At 55.1% G+C, this 15,483-nt stretch carries 17 protein-coding genes and 1 pseudogene; 17 read left to right on the top strand and 1 reads right to left on the bottom strand.

All coding sequences use genetic code 11. The features are described 5' to 3' along the window. Window positions 1-79: 79 nt before the first annotated feature. On the bottom strand, window positions 80-976 hold the full coding sequence (locus tag ACGS9J_RS25915) for a helix-turn-helix domain-containing protein (RefSeq protein WP_442233477.1): 897 nt from the start codon (window positions 974-976) through the stop codon (window positions 80-82). Window positions 977-1,122: 146 nt separating this feature from the next. On the opposite strand from ACGS9J_RS25915, the gene ACGS9J_RS25910 reads away from it, so the two are divergent. The 17 genes and pseudogenes from ACGS9J_RS25910 to ACGS9J_RS25830 all read left to right on the top strand — a co-directional run bounded on the left by ACGS9J_RS25910 (window position 1,123) and on the right by ACGS9J_RS25830 (window position 15,483). After that, window positions 1,123-1,527, top strand: coding sequence for a hypothetical protein (locus ACGS9J_RS25910; RefSeq protein ID WP_442233476.1), 405 nt, complete (start codon window positions 1,123-1,125; stop codon window positions 1,525-1,527). Window positions 1,528-1,601: 74 nt separating this feature from the next. After that, complete coding sequence (locus ACGS9J_RS25905) at window positions 1,602-1,823, top strand: TraR/DksA C4-type zinc finger protein (protein WP_442233475.1); 222 nt, start codon at window positions 1,602-1,604, stop codon at window positions 1,821-1,823. 3 nt (window positions 1,824-1,826) lie between these two features. Then, window positions 1,827-3,890 (top strand): replication endonuclease, encoded by a 2,064-nt coding sequence (locus tag ACGS9J_RS25900; RefSeq protein ID WP_442233474.1) that lies wholly within the window; start codon window positions 1,827-1,829, stop codon window positions 3,888-3,890. A gap of 63 nt (window positions 3,891-3,953) precedes the next feature. Further along, a complete protein-coding gene (locus ACGS9J_RS25895; protein ID WP_442233473.1) occupies window positions 3,954-4,148 on the top strand; it encodes a hypothetical protein in 195 nt (64 codons plus the stop codon). A gap of 207 nt (window positions 4,149-4,355) precedes the next feature. Beyond that, window positions 4,356-4,559 (top strand): tail protein X, encoded by a 204-nt coding sequence (locus ACGS9J_RS25890; RefSeq protein ID WP_442233472.1) that lies wholly within the window; start codon window positions 4,356-4,358, stop codon window positions 4,557-4,559. A 3-nt stretch (window positions 4,560-4,562) separates the two neighbouring features. Further along, window positions 4,563-4,781 carry an HP1 family phage holin gene (locus ACGS9J_RS25885; RefSeq protein WP_442233471.1) on the top strand — a complete coding sequence of 73 codons (219 nt, stop codon included), beginning with the start codon at window positions 4,563-4,565 and terminating at the stop codon, window positions 4,779-4,781. After that, window positions 4,765-5,271 (top strand): lysozyme, encoded by a 507-nt coding sequence (locus ACGS9J_RS25880; protein ID WP_442233470.1) that lies wholly within the window; start codon window positions 4,765-4,767, stop codon window positions 5,269-5,271. The genes ACGS9J_RS25885 and ACGS9J_RS25880 overlap by 17 nt, the downstream gene beginning before the upstream one ends. A 75-nt stretch (window positions 5,272-5,346) precedes the next feature. Beyond that, the gene (locus ACGS9J_RS25875; protein WP_442233469.1) at window positions 5,347-5,811 is read left to right on the top strand and encodes a phage tail protein; all 465 of its coding nucleotides are present in this window, start codon (window positions 5,347-5,349) and stop codon (window positions 5,809-5,811) included. Between the two features lie 88 nt (window positions 5,812-5,899). Beyond that, the gene (locus tag ACGS9J_RS25870) at window positions 5,900-6,535 is read left to right on the top strand and encodes a phage baseplate assembly protein V (protein ID WP_442233468.1); all 636 of its coding nucleotides are present in this window, start codon (window positions 5,900-5,902) and stop codon (window positions 6,533-6,535) included. Then, window positions 6,532-6,882, top strand: coding sequence for a GPW/gp25 family protein (locus ACGS9J_RS25865; protein ID WP_442233467.1), 351 nt, complete (start codon window positions 6,532-6,534; stop codon window positions 6,880-6,882). The genes ACGS9J_RS25870 and ACGS9J_RS25865 overlap by 4 nt, the downstream gene beginning before the upstream one ends. Before the next feature lie 4 nt (window positions 6,883-6,886). Next, entirely contained in the window at window positions 6,887-7,795 is a 909-nt protein-coding gene (locus tag ACGS9J_RS25860) for a baseplate assembly protein (RefSeq protein WP_442233466.1), read from the top strand. Further along, window positions 7,788-8,309 (top strand): annotated as a pseudogene (locus ACGS9J_RS25855) (phage tail protein I); the annotation flags it as partial. The gene ACGS9J_RS25860 and the pseudogene ACGS9J_RS25855, both read left to right, overlap by 8 nt. Window positions 8,310-11,077: 2,768 nt before the next feature. Continuing rightward, window positions 11,078-12,742, top strand: coding sequence for a phage tail protein (locus ACGS9J_RS25850; RefSeq protein ID WP_442233465.1), 1,665 nt, complete (start codon window positions 11,078-11,080; stop codon window positions 12,740-12,742). Window position 12,743: 1 nt separating this feature from the next. Then, window positions 12,744-13,298, top strand: a complete 555-nt coding sequence (locus ACGS9J_RS25845; protein WP_442233464.1) for a tail fiber assembly protein — start codon at window positions 12,744-12,746, stop codon at window positions 13,296-13,298. 141 nt (window positions 13,299-13,439) lie between these two features. Then, window positions 13,440-14,609 (top strand): phage tail sheath protein, encoded by a 1,170-nt coding sequence (locus tag ACGS9J_RS25840; RefSeq protein ID WP_442233463.1) that lies wholly within the window; start codon window positions 13,440-13,442, stop codon window positions 14,607-14,609. A 13-nt stretch (window positions 14,610-14,622) separates the two neighbouring features. Then, complete coding sequence (locus ACGS9J_RS25835) at window positions 14,623-15,132, top strand: phage major tail tube protein (RefSeq protein WP_006323695.1); 510 nt, start codon at window positions 14,623-14,625, stop codon at window positions 15,130-15,132. Between the two features lie 63 nt (window positions 15,133-15,195). Next, a complete protein-coding gene (locus ACGS9J_RS25830) occupies window positions 15,196-15,483 on the top strand; it encodes a phage tail assembly protein (RefSeq protein WP_442233462.1) in 288 nt (95 codons plus the stop codon).

Genomic DNA, 15,483 nt, shown 5'->3' with positions numbered 1-15,483 from the left:
ATTTATCCCAAACATCCGAAAATCCCATTTTTCGGGTGTTTGTCATAAGACTAAGCCCATCATTGATGGGCTTTTTTTATTATGCCTGAGGTGTCAAGGTTAGCCAGACCATCCCCAAAGCTTTCAGCGCATCGGTAGAACATTGGAAATCCGCATTCCCCCCGCTGACCTGTACCTGGTTGCCCGGCAAACGCGCAATATCATAGACATCAAGGTTGCCGTCGATATCGATCAACCAACGGCCATTGGCAATGTGCGTCACCGCCAAATCCACCAGCCAAGAGACACGCCCGCCATCGACATAGGCCGGTTGCACCGTACCGGCCGGGATCAGCGAGCTGTCCGTCAGCCACTCTCCAGCCTCTTTCAACTGACCGGCGATAAGACGGTATTTCGGTAGTGTCTTCCCGCCCGCAGGTGCAGCCTCCGCCGTGCCGCCCCCCCACATTTCCCCCTGCCCGGTTGCCAGCCATAACAGAGAAACGCCGGTATCCAGAGCGCAGGTCACTACGATATCCCCTGGGAAATAGTTACGACGAACCCAGGTGCTCATGGTGCCTGATGAAATGCCCAGCAAATCCCCCAATTCTTTCTGCAAGCTGAATCCATAGGCATCGAGGATGCGGCGGAGAACACCTTTTCCACCGGAGGCCAGAACCCGATCGTAAAGCGCCTTGCCTTGAGCCGGCTGAATGGGCTTGCGTTCGTTTTTTGCTTTTGCGAGTTCACCTGTCATCAACCAGGCCAAATCAGCCCCCGTGGCCAGCGCACAGCTGATGATCACATAGCCGGGCACGCTGCCGCGCTGCTGCCAACTGCTGATGTTATTAGGGGCTATCCCTAAGATTTCACTCAGTTCTTTTTGCGTTCCAACACCATAAGATGAAAGGACTCTCTCAATCACTGCACCTACGGAGGCGTTATCGTTCACAGTCTCTTCACGCATATCATCACCGATTAAAATCAAAATCTGCATTTACAAGTCGCATTTTGCGATCTAAAGTGCCGTCATATCGTTACAGGAACGGTACCTATGTCACTTTAGTTAAGATGATGCGACATGATTGATGAAAATGCAAACACCATGGCGAGCCAATAGCGAGATTCACCGGCGGTTATCTGATGAAAAGAGAACAGATCCCGACGTTTCAGGATCAATCAGACGCCACTCCGGCTCGCTTTTGCAAGCCTGCTCATCAATCCGCATCCAGGGAGGTTGCCATGCTGCTGGCGAGTGAAGAGCAACGGGCTATCGGCCTGCGGCGCATTGCTGAAATCCGCCGTACGCTGTTCGCTCAACATAAAAATCAGGCCGAAGAGATTTACAACACGGCACCGCTGCATCTGCGTCATACGCTCTGTTTTCACGCCGGTCTGACTGAACATCACGTCATGCTGCGGTTCCACGAGATGAGCTATCCGCAACGGCAGAGGATTGTTGCAACGCTCAATGCATTCATTGAACTGGGTAAAGCGCTGCCTCGCTATATCAGCGAAGAAGACTGCCTGCTCAATCAGAAGAAATAGCCGTTCTGCGACTTATGGCGTGCAACCCGCCGAATGTCGCTCGGCCCAAATTCCCTCAATCAGGAGAACACACGATGGCTGATACCATTGATATGGCGCAAGAGCGCCAGGCGCTGATGCTTGAGAAGCAGATAGCGCATGCCAGACCCGTAGTCATCCAGGCTTCTGCGCTGTTTTGCGTAGAATGTGACGCAGCGATCCCGGAAGTACGGCGCAGAGCCATTGCCGGAGTCAGTCGCTGCGTAACCTGCCAGGAACTCGTCGAAGCTCAACAACGTCATTTTATCCGACGTTAAACGATGTCTGCTCCCCTCGCCATTGGCGGCAGTCAGCCCTCATCCTCCTTTGAAGGCACCTATCCCTGGAATGCTCCGCGGCCAGCCATTGGCCGCGAACCGGCGCTGAACCGTGACCGGCTGCGCCAGTGGCAGGCCGCACTGCAGCGCGTCAACACCCTGCCTTATTACCTGCGAACGCAGTTTATCGAGCGTCACCAGCACCTGCTGAGCCAACAGGGTCCGCAGGCCGCCTGGCGCTATCTGGTGCTGGTTTTCGAACGCCGAATGTGGCCGCGGATCCAGCAGGTAAACCTTAAATTCGGTCTGAAGCGGCAAACCTCAGAACGCTTTGGCAATGAGGCTGATTGTTATAACGCTTTGCCGGCACTGGGTGACAAGGCATTGGAGCAACTGGCAAAACGTATCGCAGGTCAGTTATTGGCGGTTTATCAAAGCGAGTGCGATACCCTCTTGGCGAGACATGCGGGGGATGTATCGGTGCTGCTGCAACCTGAAATTCAGACGCAGCTGTATGGCCAGATTGCTGGCATGGCACGCGCCTTCAACATTCAGCCCATGTATTGGCAGTGTTATCGCAAAGAGAGACTGGACAGCCACCGTGCAGTCGCGGCGCTGTCGAGACTGACCAGCGATCGCTGGTGGCTACGCCGTCTGAAGATGCAACGCATGCAGTGGAGAGAGGCGTTGCTGATTGCTATTGGCAACGTCAGTCGCAGCACTTCACCATACGCCAGCCGGCAAGCCATTCGCGACGTCAAGGCACGGCGCCAGTCAAACCTGGATTATCTACGCCGTTGTGATTTGGAAAATACCCTAACCGGCGAGCGAATTGATCTGATGGAAAAAGTGCTGGGCAGCATTGCCAACCCGGCGATTCGTCGTATGGAGCTAATGAACACCCTTGCAGGTATTGAAGCCTACGCTGCTCACAACCATCACGTCGGCCTGTTTGTCACTCTGACCCTCCCCGCCCGTTTTCATCCCACCCGCACAACTGGCGGCCATGGCAAGGCACGCTTTAATCACCGCTGGGATCGAGAGGATTTCACCCCTAAAGATGGTCAACGTTACCTGGTGGGACAATGGAGCAAAATGCGTACGGCCTTCAAGGATCGTCAACTCCAGGTCTACGGCATACGGGTGGTAGAACCGCACCACGACGGTACACCGCATTGGCATCTGCTGCTGTTTACTCCTCAGTCCCACCGCCAAGCGGTGATCGATATTCTGCTGCGCTACGCATTGCAGCAGGATGCCGAGGAACCCGGTGCGCAAGAGAATCGCTGCCACCACAAACACCTGAACCGCGGCGGCGCGGCAGCTTACATGGCCAAATACGTTGCCAAGAATCTCGATGGCTATGCGCTGGAAGGAGAGATCGACCACGAGACCGGTACCCCGTTGTGCGAAACCGCCTATGCGGTCAGCGCCTGGGCCAGCACCTGGCGTATTCCGCAATTTCACCCTTTTGGCCTGCCCAGCATAGGCGCGTATCGCGAATGCCGGCGCATTCGGGGACAAAGCTTGTCACAGCAGTTCGATGAACGGACAGAAGCCGTACGTGCGGCAGCCGATGCCGGGGATTTCGCCGGCTATATCGACGCTCAGGGCGGTGCCAACGTACCACGCAGCAACCAGTGGGTACGCGTAGCACGTGATGTTTCGCCAACGCTGAACAGCTACGACGAGCAGGTGCAAAAGGTAGTCGGCATTTATTCTCCCCATCTGGGTTCCGATCGGATATACCGCACTCGTACGCTGCAATGGCGAATTGTCGCCAAAAGTCACGCCCCATCGACACCTTGGAGTTCTGACAATAACTGTGGATCACTGATGATTAGCCGCCCACCTGCGGCGCCTTCCGCACGGCTAACCGCGACACAACAACAGCGTTGCCTGGTGATTGCTCGCGATTTACGGCAGCTAGGCATAGATCCTCAACGCTGGCAGCTAGAAGTACTGGTAAGGGGAGGAAAAATCACTTTCGACGGACGCCTTGTACAATTTCCGCTAATCAATGACTGGGCAAATTTTTACAGCACAAATGATAAATCCAATCATTGACGCCTTTAGCGTTTTGCTTAATACTGTATAAATAAACAGTATACTTATGAGAGGGCAAGAACAGTGGAAATTATGGATAAACAACAGGTAACACTGTCCCGCATCCAGTTCATCGCCGATGTTTCGCAGGCAGCACAGTGCAACGCCGCCGAGTTTCTGATCGCCATGTCGTTGATCTCGGATCTGGCCAGCCAGGTGCTGCCAGACAATGATTATCAAGAAATATTTTACCAGGCGGGCGGCCAGGACTCCCGCTAAGCCAGCGTCTGCTTGCGCTAAAAACCCATTCCGACACCCGCTCCCGGCGGGTGTTCTCGTTTCTGCCAGCGGCATTTCCTTCTCCCTCGGTTGTGCCAGCCCATCCACAACCTCATCGCGTTGTCGATGCCTGCACCGCGCGGGAAACTGGTTCCTATCCTGGGCCGTCATGCCTATATCACTCAATCACATCGCCGGAAGGTAACGATGAAAATTTATGCACAACAAGGTGACACCATTGACGCGATTTGCTGGCGCTATTACGGCAGCACGCAGCGCCTGGTGGAACAGGTTTATAGCGCGAATCGCGGCCTGGCCGACGTAGGCCCGCTACTGCCCCATGGTCATCCGGTCGAACTGCCGGACCTGCCGGCGGCCGCTCAACGAGAAACAGTAAAACTGTGGGACTAAGCGATGGAGAAACTCACCTCAACGCTTGCCTACCTCGTGGCAGCCTGTCTGGCCTGGATGGGACGACACTCCGCACAGGACATCGCCATTTTGGTCGGTGCGGCAGTCGGTGTCGGTACCTTCGCGGTGAATTGGTACTACCGACGTAAAAGTTACCAGCTGTTGAAATCGTTAAAAAAAAACGGTCTGAAACGCGGAGTCTACGATGAACTCACTCGCTAAACGCTGCAGCGTGGCGGCTATTTTAGCCCTCGTCGCCCTGCTGCCCCAGTTCAATACCCTGCACACTTCCGAACAGGGGTTACGTCTGATTGCCGATTTCGAAGGTTGCCAACTCGCCCCCTATCAGTGCAGCGCAGGTGTCTGGACCAACGGCATCGGCCATACCGCCGGCGTGAAACCGGGCTCCGTCATTAACCCACGTCAGGCGGCTGCCAATCTGCTCGAGGATGTCCGCGCCGTCGAACGTGGCATAGCGCGCTGTATGAACGTAGAGATGCCGCAACCGGTTTATGACGCGGTCAGCGCTTTTGCTTTCAATGTCGGCGTCAGCGCCGCCTGCAATTCCACGCTGGCCACCCTGATCAAACGCCAGCAGTGGCAAGCGGCTTGCGAACAATTGCCCCGTTGGATCTACGTCAACGGCGCCAAAAGCCAGGGGTTGGAACGCCGCCGCAACGCCGAACGAGCGCTGTGCCTGCAGGGCACCTAGCGCTACTCGCGGCTGCAGAAAACATCCCATGCGATTTAACCACCCAAACAGGCCCCACCTGCCAGGAGAGACACCATGTTAAAACCCGAACAATTACGTACGGCACTGATCAGTGCCCTGCCGGATCTGCAGGCACACCCCGACAAGCTCCACATCAGCCTCGATAATGGCCGCGTGGTTTCTACGTTGGGCCCCTCGTTGTCATTCGAATACCAATATCAGCTCAATCTGGCGCTAAGCGATCAATCAGCCGAGGAAGAGCTGGTGATGGTCACCGTACTGACTTGGTTGCGCAGCCACCAACCCGACATTCTCGCTAACGCGGAAAAACGTAAAAGCGGCTTTGCATTCAAGCGCGATGTCAGTGCTGCCGGCCAGCTTGATCTGCAGTTGCAATTGACCGAACGCATTCAGGTTGAACAACGCGAGGGGGCGTTGCACATCACGCCATTGGCAGAACCGCCAGAACCAGAAAACATCATTCGCTTCACTCAGGTGTATCTGCACGGCGAGCTGATCAGCCAATTTCAGCAGTCATAAACGGACTTTCGGGACGGCTTCGGTTGTGCTGGCGTCAGCTAAACGCCGCCACATTGTCGCTCCCCTCTTACGGCGGCATTCTTGAGAAATGAACACAGACAACTTCGATATTCAGCGCCTGGTGCGCAACCTGATACGTATCGGTACCGTCAGCGAGGTCGACCTTGACCGCGGACGCTGCCGCGTCGCCACCGGTGGCAACCTCACCGACTGGCTTAACTGGCTGACAGGCCGTGCCGGTGGCGCACGTTCCTGGTGGGCACCCAGCATTGGTGAGCAGGTTCTGGTGCTGTCGTTAGGTGGCGAACTCGAAACGGCCTTCGTCCTGCCCGGAGTTTTTTCCGATGCCCATCCAGCTCCGTCAGCCTCTGCCCAGGCGGCACACATCACCTTCCCTGACGGTGCCGTTATCGAATACGAGCCAGCAGAGGGAGCGCTGAAAGCGGTCGGCATCAAAAGCGCCACGATTGAAGCTACAGAGCAGGTCAATGTCATCGCACCGAGCATCACCTGCCGTGCAACAAGCAAGATCACGTTGGATGCGCCTGAAGTGGAATGCACCCAGCTGTTAACCACCGGCACCATCGCCATCCGTCAAGGCGGTTCGATGACCGGCGATCTCAACCACTCCGGCGGCAGCATCAGCTCGAACGGCATTGTGGTGCATACCCACACCCACGGCGGCGTGCAAAACGGCGGAGGCCAAACGGACAAACCAGCATGAATAACGCGAAATATCTTGGCATGAATCGCGGCTCGGGCCGCGCGCTCACCGACCTTGAACATATCCGTCAGTCAGTGAGCGACATTCTGATCACCCCGCTCGGCTCACGCATTATGCGCCGTAGTTATGGCTCACTGCTGTCCGAATTGCTGGATCAACCGCAAAACGATGTGCTGCGGCTGCAGATTATGGCCGCCTGCTACAGCGCATTGCTGCAGTGGGAACCACGCATTCGACTGAGCGGCATCACCTTTAACACCACCTTTGACGGAAAAATGGTGGTCGACATTACCGGCAATCGCACCGATACGCCGGATACCTTTTCTCTTTCTGTTTCTGTGAGCTGACACCATGGCAACCATTGACCTGAGCTTATTACCCGCCCCAACGGTGGTGGAACCCCTGGACTACGAGTCGCTGCTGGCCACTCGTAAAGCCACATTAATTTCCCTCTACCCGGAGGAACAACGAGAAGCTATCGCCCGTACGCTGACGTTGGACTCAGAGCCCATCGTCAAACTCCTGCAGGAGAACGCTTATCGCGAGTTGGTCCTGCGCCAACGCATTAACGAGGCCGCGCAGGCGGTGATGCTGGGTTATGCCGGCGGCGGCGATCTCGATCAACTTGGCGGCAATTTCCAGGTTGAACGCCTGGTGGTTCAGCAACCTGACGATACGGCCATTCCTCCGGTAGCGGCAATTATGGAGTCCGACAGTGATTTTCGCGTACGTATCCAGCAGGCTTTCGAAGGGCTGAGCGTCGCCGGTTCCAGCGGCTCCTACGAATACCACGGCCGTTCCGCCGACGGCCGAGTCGCCGACGTTTCCGCCACCAGTCCCAGCCCTGCCAACGTATTGATCTCGGTGCTGTCGCGTGAGGGCGATGGCACCGCCAGCGCCGAGTTGGTGGCTATCGTCGACAAGGCGCTGAACGATGAAGACGTACGCCCCGTGGCAGATCGCGTCAGCGTGCGTTCCGCCACCATCGTTAACTACAGTATCGATGCCGTGCTTTATCTCTACCCCGGCCCAGAAGCCGAGCCGATCCGCCGTGCCGCAGAAGCCAAGTTAAAAAGCTACATCAGCGCCCAACACCGTCTGGGGCGTGATATCCGCCTGTCGGCAATTTATGCGGCCCTGCATGCCGAGGGGGTTCAGCGAGTCGAGCTGAAAAGCCCACAGGCCGATATTGTGCTGGATAAAACCCAGGCGTCGTACTGCGCCAGCTATCTCCTGACCGTAGGGGGTTCCGATGAGTAACCGTCTGTTACCGGTCGGCTCCTCACCTCTTGAGGTCGCAGCAGCAGCGGCCTGCGCCGAGCTGGCCTCAATGCCGGTACCTCTGCGCGAGTTGTGGAACCCGGCCACCTGCCCGGTCAACCTGCTGCCGTATTTGGCCTGGGCATTTTCCGTCGATCATTGGGACGAGAGTTGGGCAGAGGAAGCCAAACGCAGCGTCGTTTCTTCTGCCTTCTTCGTGCATCGCCATAAAGGCACCATCGGCGCCATACGCCGCGTAGTGGAACCATTGGGCTATCTGATCAAACTGCGTGAATGGTGGGAAACCAATGCTGAACCCGGCACATTCTCTCTGGATATCGGCGTACTGGAGAGCGGTATCACCGAGGAAATGTACCTGGAAATGGAGCGGATGATCGCCGATGCCAAACCGGTTAGCCGTCACTTGAGCGGGTTGGCACTGAACCTGGAAGCCTCTGGCAGCATCGATGTAGCCGGCGGCAATTATGACGCAGAGATCACCACCGTCTACCCGGATTACGTCGAGTTTGCTCGCCAGATGTTGGACGGTCACTTCCAGTTTTTACAACGTAATACCGGCACCACTCTGGATTCGACCCAACAACATTTTGTCATCAACGAAGAGCATGTTCTTGCCGATTCACGACATGAACGTGAGCTCTCCCGCATGGCGGGATTGCCCAACGACGCCACCACCGAAGGGCAATCGCTGCAGATCCTCGGCTATGCCCACGCCTATCTGGCGACTCAGCAACAAAAGTACCTGGATCAGGCTATCGCCTGCTTCGATGCCTACGTGATGCATTTTTACGGCGGTGCCCCGATCCCGGAAAAACCTCAACGGTGGGTGGCCAACTGGATCGTCAATGCCAAGGAACCCGTGCCTGCCAACTGGCCGGTAGACAGCAAGGATCCGACGCACAGCGGTTTCAAAGGCATACCTATGACCTTTAATAAAGGTAGAACCCAGATCCCGCACGGCGCGCCTTATTGGGGGGAATATCTGGATATTGCGACCTTCGCTTTTGACGGTACGCTGGCATGGGACGCCATCAATGCGCAGGTACGGGCAGTTAACGCCGCCGGCAACGTGGATTGGAACAGCGACGGTAAACGCTACGATGTCGCGTGGGTCATTAATTGGCAGGGCTTTCAGATTAACGCCGACGGCGACATTATGGCCCGAGACCTTCCCGCCGAGCAGTTCGGTACCGTTCAACTGAAAGACGCTACGCTCAGCGGCAACCATAAATTGAACTTCGCCAATCGTCAGCCCGTTGAACACGGCGGCGTCATGATTGAACGTAATCAGATCCAGCACAATCGCCCACTGCACGTGCCGGTCCAGCACAATGCCATGGGCAATGCGGCAGATGCCGAGCTGTGGTTCGCCGATGCCTGCTATCTGCTGCACAAAATCACCCATGAAAAGCGCTATTACAACGCCTGGAAAAGCGTTGAATTCACCGCTATTGAATATACTGACATTGATGCACAGGATAAGTTTTTCCGCCAAAGCCTGCAGGCCAATACGCCGTTTACCGACGGTATCTCCTACGACTGGTCATATCCGGCCGATGCACCGGTCAACTATACGCGTAACGCCGATGGCATGATCGCCGTGCGCAAGGACGTTGCTTCACAGCAATCGCTGGAGCAGCAATCGGTGTGGTTTCGCATCAGCAATAAATCTAAAGTTCGCACCAGTTTCGGTGGCGTTGACGACCTAAACCAACCCATTTCCTGCAAATTGCAGCTGGCCATCTCGCCGGAGAAAAATGACACTCTGAGCTCCAACTGGGGGATCGGCCTACCGCAGTCCACCCAAGCTCAGGTAAAAACCTACGATATCGCGCTAACCAGTCTGGCGGCGTTGACTCGCAAGGACGGCAGCGATTATCTGCTGGCCGACCTGCGTGCAGTGACCGATTACGGCGGCTGCGTGATTAGCAGCCTGTTTGAGGAACAGGTTTACGATCAACGCAGTGCAACGGTGATTAACGCCCTTTTCCCCAATGATGACGCCGGAATGGTGATCGGTGCCTGGCTAACTGCCGAAGAGCGTTTTCCTGTCAACCAGCTGGTTTATCGTGCCGACGCCGACTTCAACCTGCGTATAGAGGATGACGATAAATGGCGCTGGTATTGGATGCTGCCCGCCACCGGCGATCAATGGATGCTGGCCACCTTCGATCCGGCTACAGCAGTACTAAGCGGCTATCAACCGGACCATCAGGATGGCGATGAGAAACCTGTCAGACCTAATTTCAGCTCGGTTGACCAGGTCACTGTTCTGCAAGATGCCGATACAACGAACGCCAACTTCAGTTACTACGTACTGAACGACATTCCGCCGACCTTCAGCGCCGACGACGGTTACACCATCAAATACCGCGTCACGCTACAAGCGGAGAATCCTTATACCGCACTGCTGGGTGATTGCACGATAGTGGGCCACCGCCAGGACAGTTTGTTCTGTGCTCCCGGCGTAATTCCCTTTTCCAATATCTACCAGGCAGATAGCCAACAGTTCGACGGCTGGCACGGCATGCCTTATCCGGGTTATCAGTATCCCTTTATTTTCGTGCACGCCGATGCCGATCCCGACGGTGTCATGCTCAACAACATGACCGAATTTCTATGGCAATCGCAGCAGTGGTATCAGCAGCAGTTTGGCGTGTTGGGTCCCGGAGCTTCCGCCTATATCTGGAATCGCTGGGACAACCTGAGCTATGGCAGCGCAGACAGCTGGACCATGTACCACTGGGGCGACAACACCGCCTGGTCCGGTTATCAGCCGCGAGCTTTCTTTGGCGCGGCTCGCGCCTGGCATGAGCTAACGCTGACGGGAAAAACACCGCCGCCCAAACTGGTCAACTATGTCGAAAATTGGCTGAATTGGTTGATTGGTTTTACCCAGGACTCCGGCGGTATTACACCCACTGACTTCCCGATGAGTGATCTCCCGCAACCCAACAAACATGACTTCACAGGCCATATGTGTGGCCTGTGGTTGGCAGGTGCCGTGATGGCGAAAATGGCCGGCAGCCATGTTATCGGTACAGAACACTTCATCGAGCAATGCGTTACAGAGTTACAGAAGAACTATCTCACCACCGGTGACGTAATGGATGGCGCCTGGTCCCCTGCCCCGCGTCCCGGTACCGACAACGGGATGTTCTTCGGTTTTTGGTCGGGTGAAATCCTGCGCGGATTGAGCCTGTATGTGATGTACAAGAACGGCCTCAACTATCTGGCCGACAAACAAAAGAGAGCAACGACATGACAGCAAAATACCGCGCCCTGCTCACCGAACAGGGCAAAGCGCTGCTGGCCAACGCCGCAGCAACCGGCCAGAAGCTGGAGATCACCCAGATGGCGGTCGGTGACGGCGGCGGCTCCGCAACCCAGCCCAGCGAAAACCAAACCAAACTGGTGAATGAAAAACGGCGCGCAGTGCTGAACTCCCTGCAGGTCAACGCAGATAGCAGCAACCAGGTGATCGCCGAACAGGTGATCCCCGAAGATACCGGCGGCTGGTGGATCCGTGAGCTGGGGCTGTACGATAAAAGCGGTGTGCTGGTGGCGGTGGCAAATACGCCCGACACCTACAAACCGCTACTGGCAGAAGGCGCCGGACGCACCCAAGTGGTACGCATGGTATTGTTGGTAAAAGGCGACGCCAGCGCAGTCATTGTGGCAGACAAAACTGCCGTGCTGGTTTCCCGCGATACGCTGGATGCCGCAATCGCCGAACATGCCCGCTCACGCAACCACCCAGACGCGACCCTACTCGCCAAGGGCTTTACCCAGTTAAGCAGTAACAGCAATAGCAGCAGCGAAACCCTGGCAGCTACGCCAAAAGCGGTGAAGGCGGTCAATGACACCTCATTGAAGATCGCCGCAAATTTGAAAGACCTGACGAATAAGTCCGTCGCCCGCGGCAACCTGGAATTGGGCACCGCCGCCACCCGTAACGTAGGGACTGAAGCTACAAATTTGATGGAGGTCGGCGCATTCGGCCTCGGCGCAGGCTCAAGACATCATGCAGATACCTACAGCAACCTTGGTGAAATTTATCGGGTCAACAGCACATCAAAAAATTCGCCAGGGGGTGGGGTCTATGGTGTACTGAATCTCCCTTGCGATGGGGGCCCTTCCAGCGGGTATCTGGCGGTGCAAAATAATGGAACGGCCTATATCGGCAATTCCAGTACCTCGGAGAAACCGCTGGCATGGTCCCGGATTTATACCACTGGTTTTAAACCCACAGCGGCAGATGTTGGGGCCTACAACAAGGCCGAGGCCGATGGCAAGTTTGTTAAACAGAGCGGCGACACCATTATCGGTGGCCTGACAGTTAATGGATCTATTGAAACCAAGTCAGGGCTGACCACGCCGTCATTATCGGTGAATGGTAACTCGGTTATTTCAGGTCAACTGACAGCTAAAGCCGGTGTTGAACTGTTTGGAACATCTCCTTATATAGACTTTCATTATGCAAATACCTCTGGGGATTATGACGTCCGTATTATCAATGAAAAACAGGGACAGCTAACCCTAGGAGCTAAAACTGTTCGAGTTAATGAGAACTTTTCTGTTGGTGTTGATGCTTATATTGATAGGAAATTATATGTAACAGGTGAATTCCATGCCGGAGATACATTATTTTCTGGCAGTGCCGCCTTTCAAACCAATGGCGATATCAATGGCAGCATTTGGGGGGGGTTCTTATATAACTACCTTAATCAAAACTTTGTAAGAGATATTCGCCTTGGAAATTTAGAAAGTGCAGCCTCGTGGAACGGACCTGGTTACTCTGATAGTGCAGGTTATGTACTTACTGGTGCAGCAAATAACAATCGCGATGAGTTGATAGATGTGATTTATCGTCGTCCGTTGCAAAAGAATATCAATGGTAACTGGGTTACCGTATGGAGCGTTTAAAATGAAGAACATAAAAAACTTCACTCTGACTGAGCCTGAAAGTTTAGAGCAAAAGTTACTGGCTGCCTCGCATGGTGTTTTATTTTTAAAGTCTGACGGCGGCGATGATTGGTATGAATGCCAAAAGACATTTCGCAATGACACAATCAAGATAATGTATGATCTGAATGGTATCATTCGCTCAATCTCCAACAAACCGAATACTGATGGTCATTTTGATGCATCTGGTTTTTTCCCGGAAAACATGAGCGTTGCCGAAATAGAGCAACTTCCGGAACATGCTGATATTGATGGCCGCTGGTTTTTTGACGGAACACAGGTTAAGCCTCGCACGTATTCAGTTACGGAATTACAGCAGCAAGCTACAAATAAAAAACAGGATCTGAGTAAACAGGCTTCACTGCAAATTGCAATGCTCAACGACGCCGTCGAGTTAGAAATGGCGAGTGAAGAGGAGCAAAAGCAATTAACCGCCTGGAAAACCTATCGCGTTTTGCTCAGCAGGGTCGATCCTGGCGCAGCCCCCGATATCGACTGGCCGCAGCCGCCTCAATAATCTTGCTAAACGCCCCGCCCGGGGCGTTTTTTTTATCTTGATTTTCCTGCTGTTGTACCAGTTCTGATACATACCCAATGAGATGCACGCCCCCATCGCGCAGGGCATTCTGTTATGACCAACCACAAACGGAGTAATGCTATGGGTGATTATCACCACGGCGTGCGTGTCCTCGAAATCAACGAAGGCACCCGCGTAATTTCCACCGTCTCGACGGCGATTGTCGGCATGGTTTGTACTGCAGAAGATGCCGATGCAACCCTGTTCCCCCTCAACACCCCCGTGTTGATCACTGACGTTTTGGCCGCCAGCGGCAAAGCCGGCAAGAAAGGTACCCTGGCGCGTTCGCTGCTGGCAATCGCCGAGCAGGCTAAACCGGTTACCGTCGTTGTACGCGTGGCAGAAGGTCAGGATGAGGCCGAAACCACCTCCAATATTATTGGCGGCGCGGATGAAAACGGCAAATACACCGGCATGAAAGCGTTGCTGGCGGCACAGGCCGAACTGGGTGTGAAACCACGCATCCTGGGTGTGCCGGGCCACGACAACCTGGAAGTGGCTACCGCACTGGCCAGCATTTGCCAGCAGCTGCGCGCCTTCGGGTATATCAGCGCTTACGGCTGCAAAACCGTATCCGACGCCATCAAATACCGCGAAGGTTTCAGCCAACGCGAATTGATGCTGATCTGGCCGGACTTTGTTAACTGGAACACCACCACCAACAGTAGCGATATCGCTTACGCCACCGCCCGTGCACTCGGCTTGCGAGCCAAGATTGACCAGGAAACCGGCTGGCATAAAACCCTGTCTAACGTCGGCGTCAACGGCGTCAGTGGCATCTCAGCCAGCGTATTCTGGGATTTGCAAACCGTCGGCACCGACGCTGACCTGCTGAACGAGGCTTGCGTCACCACCCTGATCCGCAAAGACGGTTTCAAATTCTGGGGCTCACGCACCTGCTCCGACGATCCGTTATTCCAGTTCGAGAACTACACCCGTACAGCCCAGGTATTGGCTGACACCATGGCCGAAGCGCATCTGTGGGCCGTTGACCGTCCGGTTACCCCTACGCTGATCCGCGACATGATCGACGGCATCAAAGCCAAGTTCCGCGAACTGAAGTCCGCCGGGCTGATCATTGACGGCGACTGCTGGTATGACGAAAGCGCCAACGACAAGGAAACCCTGAAGGCCGGCAAACTGTTTATCGACTACGACTTCACCCCGGTGCCACCGCTGGAAGATCTGACCCTGCGCCAGCGCATCACCGATCGTTACCTGGCGAACTTCGCCGCGTCCGTGAACAGCTAAGGAGACCTGAATCATGGCACTGCCAAAAAAACTGAAATACCTGAACCTGTTTAACGACGGCTTCAACTACATGGGCGTGGTCTCCGCCATGACCCTGCCAAAACTGACCCGCAAACTGGAGAAATTCCGTGGCGGCGGCATGAGCGGCGCAGCATCTGTGGACTTCGGCCTGGACGATGATGCGCTGGTAGTCGAATGGACCATGGGCGGCATCGATGAACTGGTGCTGAAACAATGGGGCCGTGTCGATGCGGTACCACTTCGCTTTACCGGTTCTTTCCAGCGTGATGACACCGGCGAAGTATCGGCACTCGAAGTCGTGATGCGCGGCCGCCACAAAGAAATCGACAGCGGCGACTTCAAGCAAGGCGAAGACACCGAGACCAAGGTTTCTACCGACTGCACCTACTTCAAATTGAGTATCGACGGTAAAGAACTGATCGAGATCGATACCGTCAACATGATCGAAAAAGTCGACGGTGTGGATCTGCTGGCAGCCCATCGCCGCGCCATCGGTCTGTAATTTATCACTTCAATGGCCAGCCGCTGTGCTGGCCCTCTTTCCCTGACAATAATTGGAATCCCCATGGAACTGAACACATCCCCAGAAAACACCGTAGTGCTGGAAACGCCGATCAAACGTGGCGATAGCGAGATCCGCGAAGTGCAAATCACCAAACCGAACGCAGGCAGCCTGCGCGGTATCGGTTTGGCCGCACTGGCTAACGCCGACGTCGATGCCTTGATCACCATCCTGCCGCGCGTCACCTATCCAAATCTGACCAAGGAAGAATGTGCACGCCTGGAGCTGCCGGATCTGATTGCTCTGGCTGGCCAGGTGATCGGTTTTTTGTCGCCGAAATCGGTCGGGTAA

Source organism: Serratia quinivorans (assembly GCF_052113645.1).
GTDB classification, from domain to species: domain Bacteria; phylum Pseudomonadota; class Gammaproteobacteria; order Enterobacterales; family Enterobacteriaceae; genus Serratia; species Serratia quinivorans_B.
Note: the sequence above shows the minus strand (reverse complement) of the source record. Positions and strands in the feature narration are given on the sequence as shown.

Bases quoted from the DNA above. Each gene is read 5' to 3' on its own strand.
- ACGS9J_RS25860 (WP_442233466.1), top strand. From the start codon at position 6,887: ATGGCAACCATTGACCTGAGCTTATTACCCGCCCCAACGGTGGTGGAA.
- ACGS9J_RS25890 (WP_442233472.1), top strand. From the start codon at position 4,356: ATGAAAATTTATGCACAACAAGGTGACACCATTGACGCGATTTGCTGG.
- ACGS9J_RS25870 (WP_442233468.1), top strand. From the start codon at position 5,900: ATGAACACAGACAACTTCGATATTCAGCGCCTGGTGCGCAACCTGATA.
- ACGS9J_RS25850 (WP_442233465.1), top strand. From the start codon at position 11,078: ATGACAGCAAAATACCGCGCCCTGCTCACCGAACAGGGCAAAGCGCTG.
- ACGS9J_RS25845 (WP_442233464.1), top strand. From the start codon at position 12,744: ATGAAGAACATAAAAAACTTCACTCTGACTGAGCCTGAAAGTTTAGAG.
- ACGS9J_RS25885 (WP_442233471.1), top strand. From the start codon at position 4,563: ATGGAGAAACTCACCTCAACGCTTGCCTACCTCGTGGCAGCCTGTCTG.
- ACGS9J_RS25905 (WP_442233475.1), top strand. From the start codon at position 1,602: ATGGCTGATACCATTGATATGGCGCAAGAGCGCCAGGCGCTGATGCTT.
- ACGS9J_RS25875 (WP_442233469.1), top strand. From the start codon at position 5,347: ATGTTAAAACCCGAACAATTACGTACGGCACTGATCAGTGCCCTGCCG.
- ACGS9J_RS25910 (WP_442233476.1), top strand. From the start codon at position 1,123: ATGAAAAGAGAACAGATCCCGACGTTTCAGGATCAATCAGACGCCACT.
- ACGS9J_RS25865 (WP_442233467.1), top strand. From the start codon at position 6,532: ATGAATAACGCGAAATATCTTGGCATGAATCGCGGCTCGGGCCGCGCG.
- ACGS9J_RS25880 (WP_442233470.1), top strand. From the start codon at position 4,765: ATGAACTCACTCGCTAAACGCTGCAGCGTGGCGGCTATTTTAGCCCTC.
- ACGS9J_RS25830 (WP_442233462.1), top strand. From the start codon at position 15,196: ATGGAACTGAACACATCCCCAGAAAACACCGTAGTGCTGGAAACGCCG.
- ACGS9J_RS25900 (WP_442233474.1), top strand. From the start codon at position 1,827: ATGTCTGCTCCCCTCGCCATTGGCGGCAGTCAGCCCTCATCCTCCTTT.
- ACGS9J_RS25840 (WP_442233463.1), top strand. From the start codon at position 13,440: ATGGGTGATTATCACCACGGCGTGCGTGTCCTCGAAATCAACGAAGGC.
- ACGS9J_RS25915 (WP_442233477.1), bottom strand. From the start codon at position 976: ATGCAGATTTTGATTTTAATCGGTGATGATATGCGTGAAGAGACTGTG.
- ACGS9J_RS25835 (WP_006323695.1), top strand. From the start codon at position 14,623: ATGGCACTGCCAAAAAAACTGAAATACCTGAACCTGTTTAACGACGGC.